This window comes from Geodermatophilus sp. FMUSA9-8, assembly GCF_037034165.1.
GTDB lineage: Bacteria > Actinomycetota > Actinomycetes > Mycobacteriales > Geodermatophilaceae > Geodermatophilus > Geodermatophilus nigrescens.
In genome coordinates, this window is the sequence record NZ_JBAGKE010000007.1 from 93,900 (window position 1) to 113,542 (window position 19,643).

General features: G+C 66.2%; 9 protein-coding genes. All 9 read left to right on the top strand.

Features of this window, described 5'->3' with window-relative positions; genetic code table 11:
- The first annotated feature begins 71 nt into the window (after nucleotides 1-71).
- The 9 genes from dpdE to WA616_RS15580 are packed head-to-tail and all read left to right on the top strand — an operon-like array spanning nucleotide 72 to nucleotide 19,458.
- On the top strand, nucleotides 72-3,317 hold the full coding sequence (dpdE, locus tag WA616_RS15540; protein ID WP_336031199.1) for a protein DpdE: 3,246 nt from the start codon (nucleotides 72-74) through the stop codon (nucleotides 3,315-3,317).
- The gene (gene dpdF / locus WA616_RS15545) at nucleotides 3,314-5,908 is read left to right on the top strand and encodes a protein DpdF (RefSeq protein ID WP_336031200.1); all 2,595 of its coding nucleotides are present in this window, start codon (nucleotides 3,314-3,316) and stop codon (nucleotides 5,906-5,908) included. The genes dpdE and dpdF overlap by 4 nt, the downstream gene beginning before the upstream one ends.
- Entirely contained in the window at nucleotides 5,908-6,822 is a 915-nt protein-coding gene (gene dpdG, locus WA616_RS15550; protein ID WP_336031203.1) for a protein DpdG, read from the top strand. The genes dpdF and dpdG overlap by 1 nt, the downstream gene beginning before the upstream one ends.
- A complete protein-coding gene (gene dpdH / locus WA616_RS15555) occupies nucleotides 6,815-9,841 on the top strand; it encodes a protein DpdH (RefSeq protein WP_336031205.1) in 3,027 nt (1,008 codons plus the stop codon). Before dpdG ends, dpdH begins: the two co-directional genes overlap by 8 nt.
- The gene (locus WA616_RS15560) at nucleotides 9,838-10,506 is read left to right on the top strand and encodes a hypothetical protein (protein WP_336031207.1); all 669 of its coding nucleotides are present in this window, start codon (nucleotides 9,838-9,840) and stop codon (nucleotides 10,504-10,506) included. The genes dpdH and WA616_RS15560 overlap by 4 nt, the downstream gene beginning before the upstream one ends.
- On the top strand, nucleotides 10,503-14,969 hold the full coding sequence (gene dpdJ / locus WA616_RS15565) for a protein DpdJ (protein WP_336031209.1): 4,467 nt from the start codon (nucleotides 10,503-10,505) through the stop codon (nucleotides 14,967-14,969). The genes WA616_RS15560 and dpdJ overlap by 4 nt, the downstream gene beginning before the upstream one ends.
- A 14-nt stretch (nucleotides 14,970-14,983) precedes the next feature.
- Nucleotides 14,984-15,481 carry a phospholipase D-like domain-containing protein DpdK gene (dpdK, locus tag WA616_RS15570; RefSeq protein WP_336031480.1) on the top strand — a complete coding sequence of 166 codons (498 nt, stop codon included), beginning with the start codon at nucleotides 14,984-14,986 and terminating at the stop codon, nucleotides 15,479-15,481.
- On the top strand, nucleotides 15,478-17,430 hold the full coding sequence (locus WA616_RS15575) for a hypothetical protein (protein ID WP_336031211.1): 1,953 nt from the start codon (nucleotides 15,478-15,480) through the stop codon (nucleotides 17,428-17,430). Before dpdK ends, WA616_RS15575 begins: the two co-directional genes overlap by 4 nt.
- Nucleotides 17,431-17,481: 51 nt before the next feature.
- Nucleotides 17,482-19,458 carry an ATP-binding protein gene (locus WA616_RS15580; RefSeq protein WP_336031212.1) on the top strand — a complete coding sequence of 659 codons (1,977 nt, stop codon included), beginning with the start codon at nucleotides 17,482-17,484 and terminating at the stop codon, nucleotides 19,456-19,458.
- Nucleotides 19,459-19,643 lie beyond the last annotated feature (185 nt).

Genomic DNA, 19,643 nt, shown 5'->3' on the forward strand with positions numbered 1-19,643 from the left:
CGAAGTCCTCACAGGATGCCGCTCGATGGCGGTGGGACAGGTTAGGTTCCTGGACGTAGCACTCTCGGAACGTGGAGGCGACGATGCCTGCGGGACCACGCGTCGATGTCGGCATGCTCGTCGTCCATCCAGCCATCCCCGGAGTCGCCCGCGTGTCGGCGACTCGGGACCCTGAGGTCCAACTGGAGTTGTTCGACTCCGCGGCTCGCCCAGTGGCCGCTCAGCAGTGGGTCGATCGGGCAGACGTCCGCCGCTGTCAGGTCGGCGTCCAGACGCGGGTCTTCTGGCGGGACCCGACCTCCGGGCGATGGGTTGCCGGCCGCATCGTCGGCGGCGGCCCGGATGAGTACTTCGTCCGGCGCCCGAACGCAGAGCTGGACCTCCGGATCCCGGAGAGCGAAATCCGCGTCAGGTGGATTCGCCCGCTCGAGGACCCACTCGCGGTTCTCCTCTCTGGGGGCCAGGAGTCGCCCTACTTCCGGGACAGCCGACTGCCGGCCCTCCAGGAGTTGACCGCGCAGCGTGCCGCGTGCGCGTCCGTCCCGGCCCTGCCGTCGTCACGGGTCCAGATCCACGGCCACCAGATCGGCGTAGCCCTGAAGGTGCTGTCCGACCCGGTGCAGCGATACCTCCTGGCAGACGAGGTCGGACTCGGCAAGACGATCGAGGCCGGCTTCGTCATCCGTCAACGGTTCCTCGAAGACCCGAGGGCGAAGGTGGTCGTCGTTGCGCCGGAGCCACTGCGCCGTCAATGGCTGGAGGAACTGCTCGAGCGGTTCTTCGTAGACGACTTCCCCGAAGCCGAGTTAGTGGTCAGCTCACATGACTCGCCCGAGAAGTGGTCGCAGTACCACCACTTCGACCTGGCGGTGGTCGACGAAGCGCACCTGTTGGCCGGCACGGGAGAGCCAACGGCCAGTCCGTATGTCGAGTTGCGCCGACTGTGTCACGCGGTACCCCGACTGCTCCTGCTGTCCGCGACGCCGGTCCTGCAGAAAGAGACGACCCACCTCGGACTCCTCCACCTGCTCGATCCGCAGGTCTACTCCTGGGAGCAGTTCGACTCGTTCCGCCAACGCCTGTCCGTCCGCCGCGAACTCGCGACGGCGGTCTACTCGCTCGATCCCCTCTTCAGCTATCTGCTGCCCGACGCGATCGACCAGGTGCGGCAACTGCTGCCCGAGGATCCGCGGTTCGACACTCTCGCCGAGGACGTGGTCGCGCGACTCGACGAGAACGGGGACCTCCGGCCGGACTCGACCTCCGAGGACCTGGCGGCTGCTGTTGGAGCCCTCCGCGGCCACGTGTCAGAGACGTATCGGCTGCACCGGAGGGTGCTTCGCAACCGTCGAGTGTCGGTCCTGAACGCCCGACTGGACGATGCAGGAGTCATGGCCCCGTTCGAGGTGACGGGGCGTCGCAGTCCTCAACCCGTCCTCCTCCGCTCCCGTGAGGATCAACGTGGCCGGGAGGTCCTGGAGGACTGGCGGGTCAGAGCGCGGGACCACCTGCTCGACACGGCAGGCGACCTCGCGCCGTACGCAGAGGCCCTCAGTGTGCTCGCGTCGAGGGTGGGAGGCCCTCTCGACGACCTCCGGGACGTGATCGCGTTCCGGGTGCGCCACGACCAGGCCGCCGGCACACGCGCGGATCTCAGTGCTCAGGAGAAGCGGTGTCTGCAGGAGGCACCGCCGCTGCCCTTCGAAGCCGACATCCTGCAGGACCTGGACACCAGGCGGCCCTCGGACGGCTTGCCGGAGTTGGTCGAGCGGCTGCGACCCGCTCTGACCACACGTCGGGCGGTCGTCTTCGCCGGCCGGGGGCAACTCGCGTCCGCCCTGCGGTCGATCCTGGTGGAGCAGGGGCTGCCCCGGGTGAGGGAGCACACCCGACAGGCTGGCGCCGTTGCTGCGGAACAGGCGGTCAGGGAGTGGCGTGAGCAGGGTGGCTTGCTGATCTGCGACGCGAGCGCTGAGGACGGCCGCAACCTGCAACTCGCGGACCTCGTCCTCCACCTCCGGCTACCGGCCAACCCGAACGAGCTCGAACAACGGATAGGTCGGGTGGACCGTTACGGATCCACCCGCCCCGCTCAGCAGGTCGTCTTCGGCGATGCGCCCGACACCGGCCTGACCGCTGCCTGGCGCGAGGTGCTCCTCAACGGCCACCAGGTCTTCACCCGGTCCATCTCGGCGCTCCAGGACGCTGTGGACCGTGAGCTTCAGGGTCTGTGGCTGGCCGCCCTGGAAGACGGAGCCACCGGACTCGCAGCCATGACTCCTGCCGTCGCGAGATCGCTCGAGGACGAGACGAAGGTCCTCGCACAGTTGGACGTCCTGGAGACGAGCTACGAATCCGCCGGTCCCGCCCGCGACATCGCACACACGCTGGCGGAGTGGGAACTCAATCGAGCAGACGATTCCCCGCTCCTGCGCCTTCTCGAAGGAGACGAGGGCTTCCGCTTCCAGCTACGTCGCCGCCAGCGTGGGGACGTCACCATCTCGAGCGGGTCCCGTTCACCGCTCCTCGGTCCCCAACTACTGGCCGAACTGCAGACCGTGCCGGAGAAGAGTCGAACCGGCTGGACGGACCGCTGGGACGCCCTGCGGAACGGGGGGCGCCTGTTCAGGATCGGCAACCCCCTGGTCGATGCTGTGGGCCGGATCCTGCAACTGGACGACCGGGGTCGTGCCTCCGCGCACTGGCGCGTGGATCCGTCGTGGAGGCTGGAGCCGCTCCCCTATTTCGCGTTCGACTACCTGGTGGAGGGCGATCTGGCGCCGGCGATCGAAGTGGCTCGACGCGAGCGCGCCGGAGACCTGCTCGCGCTCCGGCGGCGAGCCGACCGCTTCTTCGAGCCTCTCCACCGGCGTGTCTGGATCCCCAGCAACGCGGCCGTCGCCGTGGACGATCAAAGGCTGCTCGCCTGGCTCGACGCCCCGTACCGAAACAACGCCAGCGACGTGAACCTGAACGCACAACGCATCGCCAGCCTCCATCGGCTCTTCGGCGGGGTCGACGGGTTCGAGGAGGCTGCTCATGACGCCGAGTCGAATGCCCGCATAGAACTCGAGCGCGTGACCGATCTCCCCGCTCGCAGGGGCTTCGCCCAAGCTGCGGTGAGGGAGGAACTGGCAGTCCTGTCCGCCCAGGCAGAGGCCCGCCGAGCCGCGGCGGCCATCCTGGCGGACGACCACAGTGCAGCGCTCGATCGAGCCCTCACCCGAGCGCTGCTGCAGGGCATCGACGCCCCCAAGGTGAGCTTGACGGCCGTGACCTGCCTGGTGCGGAGCGGACAGCGGTGGCCGGGAGCATGACGCGCAGCGACGTCCAACTGCTTCAGCAGGCCATCGACCGGTTTCCTGAGGTGACCGACCGGGCCCTCGTGAGCTCCGATGCGGCCAGGCGTGTCCTCGATGCCATGTCGGACATCGATGGGCCCCACGCCGGACGGGCGGACCTCGCCGCGCTGCTGCGGCAGGTCCTCCTCGAGGACGAGGCGCGTTTCGGGGGCCGGCCGTCCCTCACCGTCCCGGGATGCGCCCCGTGGCCGGACGAGGACACGTGGACGAGCGTCGGATGCTCCGTGAGCGTCGCGCAGACCCGCTTCACCGTCCGCGCAGAAGCCTGGCTCCCCGAGTTGGGCCCCCACGACCGACCGGACCTCGCCGCGGAACAGGTGCGCGAGGTCTATCGAGGCCAGCAGTCGCCGTACGCGCGGAAGTTGGACGCGGTCGACGCGGATCCCTTCTGGCGGCACGCACTCGGTTACGAGCACTACTTCAGCGTGGCTCAGCGCCAAGCTTCCCGGGCGGTCGCACTGAGTCCCGCCGGCTCGACGGTCGTGGTCACCCTTCCCACTGGGCGCGGCAAGACGGCTGTTGTGTGGGCCCCCGCCCTCCTGCGGGACAGCGGAGTGACGGTGGTCGTCGTTCCAACGGTCGTGCTGGCCCTCGACATGGAGCGCCGGACGCGGGAGATCGCAGTCAGCACACAGCGGGTCCTCAGTCCGGTGGACCGTTACGCGTACATCGGGAGCTCCTCCGACGACATCAAGCAGGCCCTGCGCCAGGCGGTCCGCTCCGGCCAGCAGCGCATCCTGTACACCTCGCCCGAGGCCCTCGTCACCGGGCTCAGTGAGTCCTTGCTCGAATGCGCCCGCTCCGGCCTGCTCCGACAGTTCGTTGTCGACGAGGCTCACCTGATCGACCAGTGGGGACAGGACTTCCGGCCCGAGTTCCTGACGATGGCCGGACTGCGAGACCAGGCCGTCGAGGTCTCACCTCCGGACAGGCGGCCGGTCACGGTCCTCATGAGCGCGACCATCACCAATCGACACCTCGAACTCTTCCGCCAGACCTTCCACTCCCCCACGGGCACCTACCTGGTCTGGGGGTCGTCGCTGAGGTCGGAGCCGGCCTACTTCTCCCACCGGTACACGTCGGTGGAGGAACGCACAGCGGCCGCCGTCGAGGCCGCCCTGCGTCTCCCTCGCCCGTTGGTCGTGTATGCGGCCAAGGTGAAAGACGCCAAGGACTTCGCGCAGACGTTGCGGGACGCCGGCCTGCGGCGGGTGGCCGCGATTACGGGGGATTCCTCGGAAGAGGACCGCCGGACCGTCGTCCAACGATGGAGAGGAAGCAGCACGGAGGGGTCGACCGTCCCGACCGAGATCGACGTCGTGGTGGGGACGTCCGCATTCGGGCTGGGTGTGGATGTCAGCAACGTGCGCAGCGTCTTGCACGTGTGTGTTCCCGAGACGATCGACCGCTTCTATCAGGAAGTCGGTCGCGCCGGCCGCGACGGACTGCCGACCGTCTCGGTCCTTCTCACCGCACCCTCGGATGACGACGTGGCACGCAGTCTGAACAGCGTCGTCCACATCGGGGTCGACAAGGGTTGGAGTCGCTGGAACGCCCTGCGCGCCCGTGCGCAGCGGCAACCAGACGGCCTCTACCGCGTCGACATCACGGCTCTGCCGCACCACCTGACGGAGGGCTACGGCCGCAGCGCCCAGTGGAACGTCCGCACGCTTACCCTGATGGCGCAGGCGGGGTTGATCAAGCTTCTGACCCCCCGAGAACCCGCCCGTCTGCCGGACGAGGACCTCGAGCCGTGGCAGGCCAGACGACGAGCCTTCCATGACGAGGTGAGGAACTTCGTCGACATCGAGCTCATCGACGGCTCCGCACTGGACGAAGAGGGCTGGGCGCGCCGTGTCACCCAGGTCCGTGACGTCGTCGCGAACGCCCAACGTTCAGCACTGGAAGCCATGTACCAGGTCGTCCTGACCAGAGATTGCGTCGGAAAGGTCCTGGCGCAGCACTATCGCGCGCACGACGGCGGTGCGACTCTGCGCACGCTCGCCTTCTGCCGAGGCTGCCCTGCCTGCCGCGTGGCGGACTCCGCCGACCCAGGTGATCGCCGGGTTCCGCGGCCACTGGAACCGATGCCACCCGTGCCGGACTACATCGACACCAGGCACGATCCGAGCGATCCCCTGTCGGTTCTGCGACCGGGTCAACCTCTCCTGTTTCTCTGGGTCGAGGACGACCGCGAGTACGCGGACCTGGCCCCCGAACTGCTGGCGAGGCTCGCGTCACGCGGGATGCCCGTCGCCTTCGGGGCACCCACCCACGCCCTGACCGAAGCACAGCGCCGTTCACCGCACTCCGTCCTCATCGCCGACGACGGAGATCTGCTCGAGGCGTACCGGCATCCGGTGGTGGCCTTCGTCCCGTCGGCAGTCGCTCAGGTACCCGATGCGGTACTCGCACGCCTCAAGGCCCGCATGCCCACCTACGTGGTGGGATCCGCCTCGCTGACCACACCCGGGCGGGACCAGTGGATGTGGCGGGACGGAGCCGACGCGTCCATGAGCATCCGCACGGCATTGGAGACCTTGTAGTGGCACTGCTGAACCCCAGCCCCGCCCTTCCCCTGCCCGTGACCATGTGGACATTGGCCCGCATGTTCGTTGCAGGGAAGAACCTTCCGACGGAAGAATTGCTCGCCAAGGCGTGCCCGCCGGCATTACGGAAGCCCAGCACCGGTCGGCAACTCCCCGATGCGTCTTCTCCCGCCTCGAATCAGAGTGTTGCTGCGCTGCGCGCATTGCAGGATCTCGGGATGGCCCGAGCGGAAGACGACCGTCTCATCTGGAGCGGCCCGATCCCGTCCCAGTATTCCGACTTCTGCCAGCAACTGCGGAACGCGGTCTTCTCGGCCGAGAACCTGAAGAGCGTCGAGGTGCGAACGGACACCGGAGGGTCCAAGGACCTGCTCAGAGCGCTGGCCTGGTTCCTCACCAAGGACCCGACCGGCCACTCCTGGTCCTGGCAGGAGGTCTTCCAGGACCCCAGCGCAGGAACCGACGACGACACGCGCGTGTTCGTCAACTCCACCAGGTGGAACGGCTTCATCTACTGGGTCGAGGCCCTGGGACTAGGAGAAGTCGAGGCGGTATTCGGAGAGAACTCCGCTGCCCTGACGCCCAATCCCACGCGAGCGATCCGAGAGACGATCTTCGATATGTACGGGAAGGAGCACGAGATCCCAGTGGCCCGCCTACTGGATGACCTGCGCGAACGGTTACCAGTGCTGGCAGGTGGCGTCGTCTCAAATGCGCTCGACTGGCCCGCCCCGGTCGAGTTCTTGGACCCCGCCACCTCCTATGCACTGGAAGCCGGGCAATTCAGAGGATGGCTACGCCTGCACTCCCGTGCCGATGCCAAGGACACCGTGCTGTTGGCAGACCTGGAGCGGACCGGCAAGCACCGAGCAGTGAGCCACGTGGTGGTGGAGGCCCTCGAGGATGTCTGATTTCAACGGCTATGTCTGCTGGGACAAGAGCACCGTCACAGCGACCATCGCCACTGAGGCGGTCAGCCCCAGCAAGAGCGTCTTCCTGGCCACCCACGCGCCCTTGGACATCCACCGGACTTCAGTGGCGGGTGGACGTCCGGGCGTCACCAAGGTCGTCAGCGAACGGGATGTCCTGAACGACTTCCTGACCCGGCCGACGAACAACGGTGTGCTCATCATGCCGGTGCTCGGTGAATCCGGAGCCGGGAAGTCCCACCTGGTCCGGTGGATCGCTGTACAACTCGAGTCCACCTCGAAGCGAGAGGTCATCTACCTCCCGAAGGACAACACCAGCCTCTCCGGCGTGATCGAACTGCTCCTTGCGGACAATCACGGTTCGCCGTTCGACGAGATCCGAGCCGACATGGCTCGCATCGGCCGCGAGGTCTCCCAAGAGGCACTGGAACGCGGATTGCTCGATCAGCTCGCCGAGGCACTGCTCGAGGCCAACCCGGAAACGCCTCAGGAGCGCGCTTTGCTCGGCAAGCAGGGGTTGTATGCGCTCCTGCACGATCCCTTCTTCCGGGAGAAGTTGCTCCGGCCGGGGTCTCTGATCCCGAGACGGGCGGCTCATGCGATCAACGGCCGTGAGACCCAGGACGGGGACGTCCCACTGCAGTTCACGGTCGACGACCTGCCTCTCGACCTGGCAGACATCGACGAGGCAGCTCTGGTCACCCGCCGGTTGTACGGGCGCCTCGCTTCCGACGGCCAACTGCAGGTCGTGGCCGCGAGTCTGCTGCAGCGACACCTCGACGTCGCTGTCATGCAGGCCACGAGCCTGGGTGTCGGGCGTGTCTACGAAGCCTTTCTCGCGATCCGCCGGGCACTGGCCGGCAATAAGGAGATCATCCTCCTGGTCGAGGACTTCGCCCTCGTCCAGGGGGTGCAGCGCGACCTGCTCGACGCCATCACCGAGACCGGAGAACGAGAGGGGGTGCAGGTCCTCGCTCCTGTCCGCACTCTGATGGCAGTGACGACCGGGTACTTCGGCGACCTGCCGGCCACGGTTCGGACCCGCGTGGACTCCTGCAGTCCCTACCGCTACGAGTTGCGCGTGATCCTGGGCGACGGTGGCACCAGGGACACGGGTACCGAGGATCGCGTCGTCGACATGATCGGCCGGTACCTCAACGCCGCCCGCATCGGACGGACACGGCTCGAGACCCTCGGTGTCGAGGACGAGGCAAACACCCCGAACGCGTGCATGGCCTGCCCGGTGCAGGAAACGTGCCACGCGGGTTTTGGTTCCTCCTCAGCCGGCCACGGCCTCTACCCGTACAACAAGCCGGCACTGCTGCGCGCGGTGCGAGCCACCGCGCTGCCGGAACAGCCGAACCTCTTCAACCCTCGTGGGGCGCTCGCCCGCGTGGTCCGCGCCGTTCTCCAGGACCACGAGGACGACGTAAGGGCTGGCCGCTTCCCGAACGCGCAGTTCGAGACCAAGTTCCCCCCCTCCCGCGCGGAGACCGTTCTACCGGCTTCTGTGCGGGCACAGATCACCACGCTGGATCCGGGGTCCGGCGCCCGCCGTCAAGTGCTTCTCCAGTACTGGGGAGATGCCCCGTCTCACGTCACCAACGTGGCCCCCGAGATTCATGTGGCCTTTCAGATCCCAGAACTGTCCGACGACGTCATCGAGGCACCACCGACTGCTCGTCCGCCGACGGTCGCTCCCATTCGGGGCACACACGAGTCGCCAAGAAACCAACTCAGCCCTTCCGTCCAGCGCAAGTTGGCTCAGATCGAGCACTGGCTGTCTCGAGATGAGAACTTCCCGACAGATCTCGCGAACGACATCCGACAGACGGTCCGGCAAGCCGTTCTCTCACGAGCGTCTTGGACCGATCCTGTCATGAAGGAGCCGTCCACAGCGATCCTCGACAAGGCGTGGCCGCGCAGCGCTCGAACGGTGTCCATCGAGGGAGCTGCCGAGGCGATCGCCAGGAACGTGCAGCCGCCGATCCGGTTCGGCAGGACGCCGGAAAATGCCGTCTTCTTCGCCGATCTGGTCAAGCTCAGGGCCGGGGTCGTCGAGGGCACACTGCAAACGCGGCTGCGACTGGACCGCCTGGCGGAACTGCACGCACCGACCGCCCGCCGAGCCGTGGTATCGGTGCTGCAGAGCGGCGACGCAGATCTCGTCTCGGCGCTTCGGGTCTCGATAGGGGGGGCATCGCTCGCCGGCGTCGTCGTGCCTGGAGCCAGCGACCAGTCCTTGCTCGATGCAGCACTGGTGGACCTGACCGGCTTCGTGCGCACTGACGACGCGACGCGATCCCCCCTGTGGAAGCGGGCCTTGGAGCGTCATCTGTCGGCGCGCAATGCTCTGGTGCGTGCCCTGCGGGAGGCCACCGGCGTGTCGCAGGGTGTCTCGGGGGACGTGCACGCGGTGGACGCCCGTCGACTCCTTCCTCTGGTTCGGAAGGCGTCGACGGAGTGGCGGGTATCCACCGACGACGAGATGCCAGAGTGGGTGAGGCCGGCATACACGCCTCTGTTGACGGTCGCGGACGCCGTCGCGGAGGAGCTGGGGAGACTGGCCGAGCTCGTGGCGGCGATCCGACTCCGACTGCCCGTTGGCACCAGCCTCTCCCAGACCTCCAAGGCGGTGCTTGCAGCCATCGACGCCGGGGAAGGCCACGGGTTCGTGCGGCACTCGAACCTGCCCCTTCTCCGCGCTCGAAACCAGGCTGCGGAGGGTCTGACCACTCGGGCGCTCGAAGTTCTCGAGTCCGACCTCGCATCACTGGCCTCCTCGTCGTTCGAGACGCGCCTGAGAGTGGCTGCTGTGGATCGCGGTGATTCCTTGCCGCGACTCCTGGCCTATCTGCAAGAGAATGAGGTCTGGCTGGACGCCGGCTTGGCGATGCCGACCGGCGACGAGTCGTCGGAGGCATCCGAACTCCTGCGTCGATTGGGCGCCGTCGTGACCGATTGGAGCGGCCTCGTGTCAGGACGGGAGAGTGATTCATGAGCGTTCTCGAGAAGGCTCAGACCCTCGCCGCTGTTGCCCGGACATACGCGGAGGGCGCGGACGAACAGGCTCAGCGGCAACAGATCGGCGTCATGCTGACTCAGTTGGAGGGGGAGGTTGCCCGACTGCGCACTGCAGTGGATCTCCACCGCACGGCCCGTACGCACGGAGTACCCGTCGAGGACGTGGGTCCTGTCATCGCGGACGGCTTGGACGCACTCACGACGAGGGTCTCGCAGGGCTTGCCCACCCAGCAGGCCCTGAGGAGTGCGAGGGACAAGGCTCGCCGCGGTCGAGAAGCCGTCGAGTCAGCAGTTGTCACGGCCTGGGAGCCGTGGACTCAGGAGCAACTCGCCGCCCTACAGGTGGACAGGGTCAAGCGTCTTGGGCCGCAGCATCGACTGCGCGCCGAGGAATTGGTGCGGCGCCTGCGGGCGGCCGCCAATCCTCCACAGATCAGCGCTTCCCTTCTCGGACAGTTCCACCGAGACCTCGAGGAGTTGAGGAAGGCCCTCGCGAGCATCGAAGCCGATGACCCGTTCGTCGCCGTCTTCAACCGCATCCGCTCGGGACGTTTGACCTTGGCCGACCTGACGGACGACGAGGTGGAACTCCTCCGGTCGGATCCCGATGCGTCATCGCAGGTCAGTCTGAGGTTGGCGTGACGCAGGATCGCTGGCATCGACTGCCTGCCATCCTCACCGCACTGGAGGACCTGGAACTCCCGACGCTCGCGTGGGGGGTGACAGGCGTCGCTCTCAGCGAGAGCGAGGTCTCGTCAGTACTGCAGGCCGCGGTGGACGAGGAGTTCGCGTCCGGCAGTTACGACGGTCCGAGTGAATCCGAGTACTTGGCTGAACTACGCCGTCATGGACTGCTCCACCGGGTCCCTGCCAGTAGCCCGCCGCAGTACCGGACACGACTGGGAGAAGGCGTCCGTCTCCTCCGTGCCAACCGGCAACTCTTCCCGCCCCGTCAGAATGCAGCGTCGAACTGGTGGCAAACCGGTGTCCCGCTCGTGGCGGATTATCGACTGCACGTGGAGCCACGTCGCTACCCCCGGCGTGACGTCGAATGGTCGGAGACACTGGCCGCCCTCTCTCACATGGGCGACTGGTCCTCCCTCCAGGAAGCACTGGCTCAGGCGATGCTGGGTGGACGGCGACTGGCCCGCTTCCAACTCGATGCAACCCAAAGCGTGCTGACCGGTCTCACACATGACCGGAGCCGCGGCGTCGTCATCGGGGCCGGTACCGGTAGCGGCAAGACGCTGGCGTTCTACCTACCCGCCTTCCTGGCCCTCGCTCCCGCCCTGGCCCGCCAGGGGGTCGGACCGAGCGTCCTGGCGCTCTACCCACGCAAGGAACTGCTCCGCGATCAGGCGCAGGAGGCCCTAGGCACGGCTCGACGCCTGGAGGGCGTCCTGACGCGCACAGGAGCACGCCCTGTCCGCATCGGTGTGCTGTACGGAGACACTCCCTACGACGCCAGCGACCGTCGCCTTGGTGCGAAGGACTCCCCCTGGGGACGCGTCGGCTCGGGAGTTCGCTGCCCCTACTTCGGATGTCCCGAACCTGGCTGCAACGGGGACCTGATCTGGGACGATACGGACCGGAAGAAGGGGACGGAGCGGCTGTCGTGCTCGTCGTGCGGCACATCCCTTCGACCTGACTCGGTTGCGCTCACCCGGGCATCGCTCACCTCATCGCCCGCCGATGTCGTCTTCACGACGACCGAGATGTTGAGCCGCAATGCGACGGACCAGCGACTCGGCGGGGTCCTGGGGTGGTCTGGACGGTCGGCGCCCCGACTCGTCCTCCTGGACGAGGTGCACACCTACACGGGCGTGCACGGAGCCCAGGTCGGGCTCACCCTTCGGCGTTGGCGACACAGTCTGCGCCGGCGCGGTGCTCGACCTCCGGTGTTCGTCGGTCTCTCCGCCACGCTGCGCGATGCGGTCACCTTTTTCGCCAGCCTGACCGGTCTCAGGGACGAGGCGATCGAGTACGTCACGCCGCGTTCCGAGGACCTCGTCCCGAGCGGGCGTCAATACTCGCTGATCCTCCGAGGGGATCCGGTGTCTGGCGCCAGCCTGCTATCAACCAGCCTGCAGACAGCGATGCTCATGGGACGACTCCTAGACATTGCCGGGCAGGAGACGCTCTTCGGCTCGTCGGGCTTCATCTTCACCGACGATCTCGATGTCACCAACCGCTTCTACAACGACCTGCGCGACGCAGAGGGAGGGCAGCGGCGGGCCTCCCCCGGGACGGCCCGCAAGCCGGTCCTCGCCCAACTCCGGAGTCCGGAGTACATGCCCGACCGCGCCCGAGGGACCTCGTATGACGACCGTTACCGGGACGGTCAAGCTTGGCCGGTGGTCCGAGAGATCGGCCGCCCGCTCTCCGGGGACCTGAGGACCGGAGCCCTGCGGATCGGACGGACGTCGTCCCAGGACGCCGGCGTCGACAGCAGCGCCGACCTCATCGTCGCCACAGCCTCACTCGAGGTCGGGTTCAACGACCCTCGGGTCGGGCTCGTCATCCAGCACAAGGCCCCGCGCGACACGGCAGCCTTCCTCCAACGGAGGGGACGCGCTGGGCGTACGACACAGATAAGGCCGTGGACCGTCGTCGTCCTGTCGGACTACGGCCGCGACCGAGCCGTCTACCAGGGTTACGAGCAACTGCTCGACCCGGAGATCTCGGCACGTCGCCTACCGGTCCGCAACCGCTACGTGCTGAAGATCCAGGCAGCCCAGGCGATGCTGGACTGGGTCTCCCGGCGGGGCTCCGACGGTCGATGGGTAGACGCCCGAGCAGTGCTCAAGACCCCTGCTCAGCCAGGGCAGGCGCACGCCTCGACTGAGGCCGTCGTGCGGGTCCTCCGTGCTCTGCTCACCGATGAGCAACTGCAGGACGACCTGGCTCGACACCTCGAGTTGGCACTCGACATCCCTGCTGGGGATGCGCAGGCAGTGCTGTGGGAGGAACCGCGGTCACTGCTGTTGTCCACCGTGCCCACGGCTCTCCGTCGCCTGCAGGCGCAGTGGCGGTCGGTCGACATCGATCCGGGCTTCCGTCCGGGGCAGATCCTGCCCGAGCACGTCACCAAGAGCCTGTTCGAGCCCTTGAACCTGCCGGACGTCGCCCTGCGGCTTCCCTACGCGTCAGATGACGAACCGGAGTCCATGCCGGTCCTGTCCGCACTCCGCGAGGCCGTACCGGGACGGGTGAGTCGACGCTTCGGAGTAGTCCGGGACGAGCACCGGACCTGGCTGTCCGTGCCGACGGGTGGGCTCCTCGAACTGTCGGACGTCATCAGTCGGGGCCACCGCATGGGAACGTGGGGCCGGGGCGACGGACCTGTTGAGGTCGTCCGGCCGTTGGAGCTCGTACTCGCGCAACCCGATCAGGAAGTCCTCGACTCAAGCAATGCCCGCCCGATCTGGCAGAGCGACTTCGTCTTGTCGCCGTCAGCGACCCCACCTCTGCCGCTGCCGCACAACGCCCCCTGGAGTGACCTGGTCATCGGCCTCCGATTCGCCCTCCACCTGACGGGGGATCCGCTTGAGGTCCGTCGCTTCACGACGGGAGCCGAGGGCGAAGTCGCGTACAAGGACGGGACCCGGTCGCCGTTCGAGGTGTCCTACACCGTCGACGGAGCGCCGGCTGCCATGGGCTACTCGCTGACGGTGGACGCACTCGTCGTCGACGTCGCGCCGCCGGATCACACTGTGATCCGCCACCACCTCGCGTCCCCGGGGTGGCGCGCGCGGGCCTTCACCACCCGGGTGGCCGAGGACCCGGCTCTGGACGGACTGGCCAACGACTTCCAGCGGGGCTGGCTCGCGCTTCTCTATCTCACGGCCTACGCGGTCGAGGCCGCCTCTGAGAGCAGCGGAGCGGACGTCCGTCAGGCGTTGCAGGGCGGAAGGTGGGTGGCCGATCTGCAACGGACGCTAGGCGTCCTGTATCGCGCACAGAACCCGGATGATCCCGCACAGGTCGCGCCGGACCGTCTGGTCCAGCGACTGCAGGACCTGACGGCGAACCCGACGGTCGTCGACGTCGTCGAACGCCATGCCGGATTGCTGGGCGCGGTGGACGTCTCCGAGTCGACCTGGGATCTCGCCGAGCGGGCTCATGCCGACACGTGGGCGGCGGCTCTGCGCCAGGCGGTCCTGTCGACGGTCCCCGACGCCGACGACACCGACCTGATCGTCGACGTCGTCCCCGGCAAGGCCGGAGCGACCCGAATAATCGTGAGTGAGACCTCCATCGGCGGACTGGGGTTGGTGGAGGACCTGCGGCTGGGTTATGCGAGTGATCCCTCAGCGTTCTGGTCCGCCGTGGCGGCCGGCGTCCGCGCGTCCGACTATGAATGGGTCGATGCCTCCGTCCGTCGACTGCTGCGCGAGCTCGTGGAATGGCCCGACGGGGACTGCGGGCAGGCAGTCCAGGCGTTCAGGGAGGCCCAGGACGCGTCTTCTGCCGATCGAGCCCTGCAGGACCTCATCGCCGCATGGACGGCTCTCGATGGGCCGCCTCGTCACCTCGCCGTCTCGGCCTTCGCCTCGCGCTTCCTCCGCCCTGGCGCCGGTCCGGACACCGACGTCGCGGCACAGTTGCTGCTGGAGGCCTGGGATGACCTGGAGGACACCATCGGCGCCGAGGTCGATGCGCGCGTGATCGCGTACGCCGCCGCGCGCGGCGTCCTCGAGGGTGTCGAACTGCCGCAACGCATGACGGCCGATCAGATCTTCAGCCTCCTGTGGCCGCGTGGTGACGGGGCCCGGAATCACCACCTCCAGCACTGGCAGCCGTTCGTGAACGGCAGGCTGATCGACCGACTCGTGCTCGCCGCGGTCGTCGAGCGGCCTGTACCGGAGATTGACGTGTCGGTGGACGACTGGCCGGACCGGTTGCAGTCGACCCTCGAGGACACCGACGAGGTCGATCTCATCGTCCCCCGTGGTCGACGAGACGCTCTGGCTGCTGCGGTAAGGCGAGTCCCTGCCATCCCGGTCGATAGAGAAGCACTGCGCGTGTTCGCCCGCCTGGGCCGAGTCCAAGCAGGCGGACCTCGACTGGCGGCAAGGGTCAGCATCGCCGAGGCGTACCAGTGACCGCGTGGCGCCGGATGATCCGGAGCAACCCGCGGGCCGGAGTAAGGATCAACGACGTGCTGAGCGCGGCACTGGTGTCCGAACTGCTCGACCCGAGCCCGCACCTCTGGCTCGTGTCTCCCTGGGTCAGCGACATCGTCGTGTTGGACAACCGGGACGAGCGCCTGCTTGGCGTCCTCGACGAGACGCACGCACGGGAGATACGCCTGTCCGAGGTCCTGGCCAGGCTCGTCACGGCCGGCTCCGCGCTCCATGTAGCTGTCCGCCCCGACGACCACAACGACCAGTTCGTCAATGGCCTCCATCGCCTGGTGGGTGGTGGCTCGTTCGACCTGTACGAGGGCCCTGACCTCCACGAGAAGACCCTCTGCGGTCACGACTGGCTGATCACCGGATCGATGAACTTCACCTGGCGGGGTCTCGAGATGAACGACGAGGCGGTCACCTACACCGTGGATCCGGCGGCCGCGGCTCAGGCGCGACTCGACCTGGAGCACCGGTGGTCCGCATGACCATCGCCGTCGACGACTTCCTCGAGCACTTCTTCGGCCGCGGGAACACCGTCCTGCCGGGCGCTGACTTCTCCCACGCGCGAGGGGACTATGTCGCCCAGTTCGTCGCCCCTCTACGGGAAGGGGTGCGCCGGCCAGTCTTCCTGCCTCGTCAGGAGGACAACGGCCGGACGGACGCCTACGTGATCACCTGGCACGTCGCGCAGGCCGCGTCCGTCCGGGCCATGCTCGAGGCCTTCGTCGCACACTCAGTCGTCCCCTTCGACGGACGAGTCGCGCGACTCCGGCCGGACGACCCCGTCGACGCGGCGGTCCTCGATCTGGTCGGGGCGAACACGACCTTCGTGCTCCAACCGACGTCGAGAGATGCCCAGCAAGAGCTGTGGCGGAAGTTGGCTGTATTGCGCGACCTGCTCGCTGCCCGGCCGGAGCGCGACCGACCGGTCCCACGCCCCCCGGGACGAGTGCTGGCGGACTTCAACGCCGCACTGGCCGCCGGGGCCGCCTCGACATCGGATGAACTGCTCGACGAGTTGGCGATCCTGGGCGGCTTCTCACCGCTGAACCTCGCTTACCTCCGTGTGCACCGCCTGGCCCGTCTCGGGAGGGATGGCGAACTCCTCCGCCTCCCCGAACTGGACGACGTCATCGCATCTCGGCCGCCACGTGTCGTCGGGGAGGAGATCCTCGCCGCCTGGGCGCGCTACGACCTGGCCGACGTCGACTGGACGGTGCCGGCCCCCATGTCTTCCCTGGACCTCCGCGAACTGCCGAACGCCGGCCGCGTACGACCCCTGATCGATGACCTTGACCCACTCGAGGCCAGCGACGACGCTCTGCGGGCTGCCGCTGTCTTGAGTTCCCTCAGCCGGGACATCCGTACCGGCGCTGCCCTGCTCGCCACAGATCGCCTTCCTCGGACGTTGCAGCAAGCGCTGCATGACCTCGTCCCGACAGCGACGCCGCCGGCGGCAGTCGTCGACACGAGCGACGACGCAGCCAATCCTGCTGAGGCGGCCCCTGGTCACCCGCCCCAAACCTGGGCTGAGTGGGGACGGCGGATCGCTGAGAACGACGTTTCGTGGACGCTGACCGACGAGGTGTGGGCCGCGTGGCCGGCGCCGCACACCGAAGATGAGGACCTCGCGAAGTCCCTCGAAACGGTGGGCGACGCCGGAGCAGAGCGCGCCTGGTCGATGGTGGGTCCGTTCATCGATGCGGATGACATGGGCCGGCCGGCGTGGCAGTCCGCGCGTTCCTTGCTGCTGTTGGCCGCCGCCTACGACCGGTGGTCGCCTGCCGACCTCGCTGGCGTCCAGGCTCTCCTCGAGGTCTTCACTCGGGGCGCGCCGCCAGCGAAGGACTACCGCGACACCCTCGACGTGATCGGCGGCTCAGCAGCACGGTGGGCCTCTGTCGCGAATGCACTCCCGACGCTCGATATGGTCGATGTGCTGGCGCGATCCGCTGCCAGCGACACCGATGCGCGCCTGCGGTTTTGCCTCCAGGCCCTAGAACCGATGAATCGCCATCGGCTGCGACTTTCACCTGAACTTCTCTGGCTAGCCGCTCGCGTCAGCGAGGAACTATACCTCGATTTCGACTGGACACTCCCCTCTCTTGCTAGGGCACCGGAGACAGATCTTGGACCTTCAACTGTGCTGCTCTACTCCTTGGACGAGGGCGTCCTCAAGCGCGCCGAAACGGGCCTGCAGGCTCTTCTACCGCGGGCCCGCGTTCATACGTCGTCAAGTAAGGCCGGTTCCGCTCACCTACGCTCACAGGTAAGGAGTGCCAACCTGATCGTCCTAGCGACCCGATGCGCAAAGCATGCAGCGACCGGCTTCATACGTCAGCACGCACGACCCGACGCAACCGTCCGCGAGGCGGATGGCGCAGGATCCGCCTCCCTCCTTCGTGCGATCACGGCGGCTGCCTCGACCGACTAGCACGCCGTCGCGCGCTACGCCCCCAGTAGGAGACAGGAGCACAAAGCAATCATGGACTACCCAGACATTTTCAACCCGCTATTCGGCGCCCCGAGCGACGAAGACCTGCGAGTCGCTTATGAGCAAAGTAAGGTTAGAAGTGTCATTGACAGCTACCACGGTCGGCTTGATGCATTCGCGGAGGCGATCCAGAACGCGGTAGATGCTATGGAAAAGCGTTGGGCCTCCAGTCCCGTGGAGTCCTTCCATCATGATACTCAAGACGGCAGTCCTCGCCTTCGTATAATAATAAACGCCGACGAAAACGCTATCGAGGTGATCGATAATGGCACCGGGGTCCCGGCCGATAAACTGCCAGAACTCCTAGCGCCTTATGTTAGCGACAAGCGCCTATCCCCGCAGGCCACTAGAGGTCACAAGGGCGTCGGAACAACGTTTCTAGCCTACGGTCACCCAACCTTCGAGATCCATACGAAGACTTCGTCCATGCCAGACCCAGTTGCCTACAGGATTGAGGGCGGCCGCACTTGGGCCACGGAGGATTCGGCGTCACTACCTCCGGATTTCACACGCCTGGACAAGAGCCACCCGAGCCTAGGACAGTATCAATCGGGAACCTATGTCAAGGTGTCCCTGGATGAATCGACCAACTTGCACAGTGTCAACACCGTCTTGCACAACAGTCCGTCCATGTGGGCCGAAGTTTTGAGGTCCAACACGGCAGTTGGAAACACGTCGTTTCATACGGCAGGCGGCAAAGCTCCGGCATGGCTTGAGCGCTCGATCGTCACTATCGAACATCGAGACGGGACCGAACGAGTCAACTTCACGTTTCCGTTGCCCCACCTCACACTGGGAACTAATGCTCGCGAGTTGCAGTGGTTGCAAAACAATCCGAGTCAACGTCGAGAGTATGAACTCATCTACATTGAGCGAAATCACGCCGACCTTAGCAAACTGCTCGCCTCGGAGATCACGGAACTGGAGAACCGGGAGGACGAGGAAGCGCAAATCCTGCTTGGCCTCTATAGGCGATATGAAGTGTCAGCGTACGCTTCGCTCAGTTACAAGAACACCTTCTACGAGGAGCGATTCCGCAAAGACATAAATCGGCCAAATGCACAACGGTTGAGTTTGACTCCGGGAGTCGGTGGCGGAATCCTGGTCGCCTCGGTGGGTATGCCTATGGGTGGTTTGCAAGCGCATCTCTCCGAGACTATGCAGCCACAGGAGCGCCGTCGATACTTCTTACTGCTGCACTTTAACCGGCGCTATTCTCCCGACATCGGTCGAAAGACACTCCCACAGGAGCTTGAACCTCTCGTGAAGTGGCTTGAGTCAACACTGCTTCGACTTCTTCGAACCCAGAACGGGAGACTGCTCAAAGATCGAGAGAGCGGTACTCGTCCACGAGGGTCGAGCCTCCTCAAGGCAGAGGAGGAAGTGAAGGCAGTGACGAAGGAGGTAGCACTATTGGAGGACATGGAGCAAGAACTCAACTTCGACAGCCTCATCCTTCAGCGAGCGCCGGAATGGGAGGCTGAAGTCGTAGCGATTTTCTGCGACCTCCTGTCCAGGTCCATCATTCGTGGGTATAAACTGCGCGCCCTTCCAGGCTCATCCAGTAGATACGACGCTCTCTTCGACTATCGCCTCTCCAACAGCGACCAAAGCACTTCGCCCGAGGCCCTCCGCATAAGTGATTATCAACTAGGCAGCGAAGGACTGTCTCTAACTGATAGGTGGATCGAGTTCAAGAAAGACATAAACGCTTTCGTTGAGGACCTTGAGGCTGAGGATGCATCGCCCGCGAAAAAGTACTTCGCACACGTGCATGTTTTAGTGTGCTGGTCTGTCTCCGCGTTGTCGAGTGACATCTACTCCGTGACTCAAGTGAACGACGAGAACCGGAAGGAGCGGTCGTTCTTTGGCAGCACACACCTGTTGACGGCGGAGAATAACGACCATGTGGTCGAGGTATTGGAACTGCGGACAGTACTGACTCACGCCTTCCCACTCGAGGTTTAGGTGTCAGCCTCGCCTAGTCAGCCCCGTGCTAGGGGAGGCGCCCGAGTCCAGCCACCCATCCTGGCGTGTCAGTCAGGATGGGTGGCTGCCGAGTTAGCGACATAGAGCTAAAGCACCGACGCGTGAAGGGCGGACTGTGGATGTCGCCACTCGGCGCGCTGGAGATGCGAATAGGGCCTGAGCAA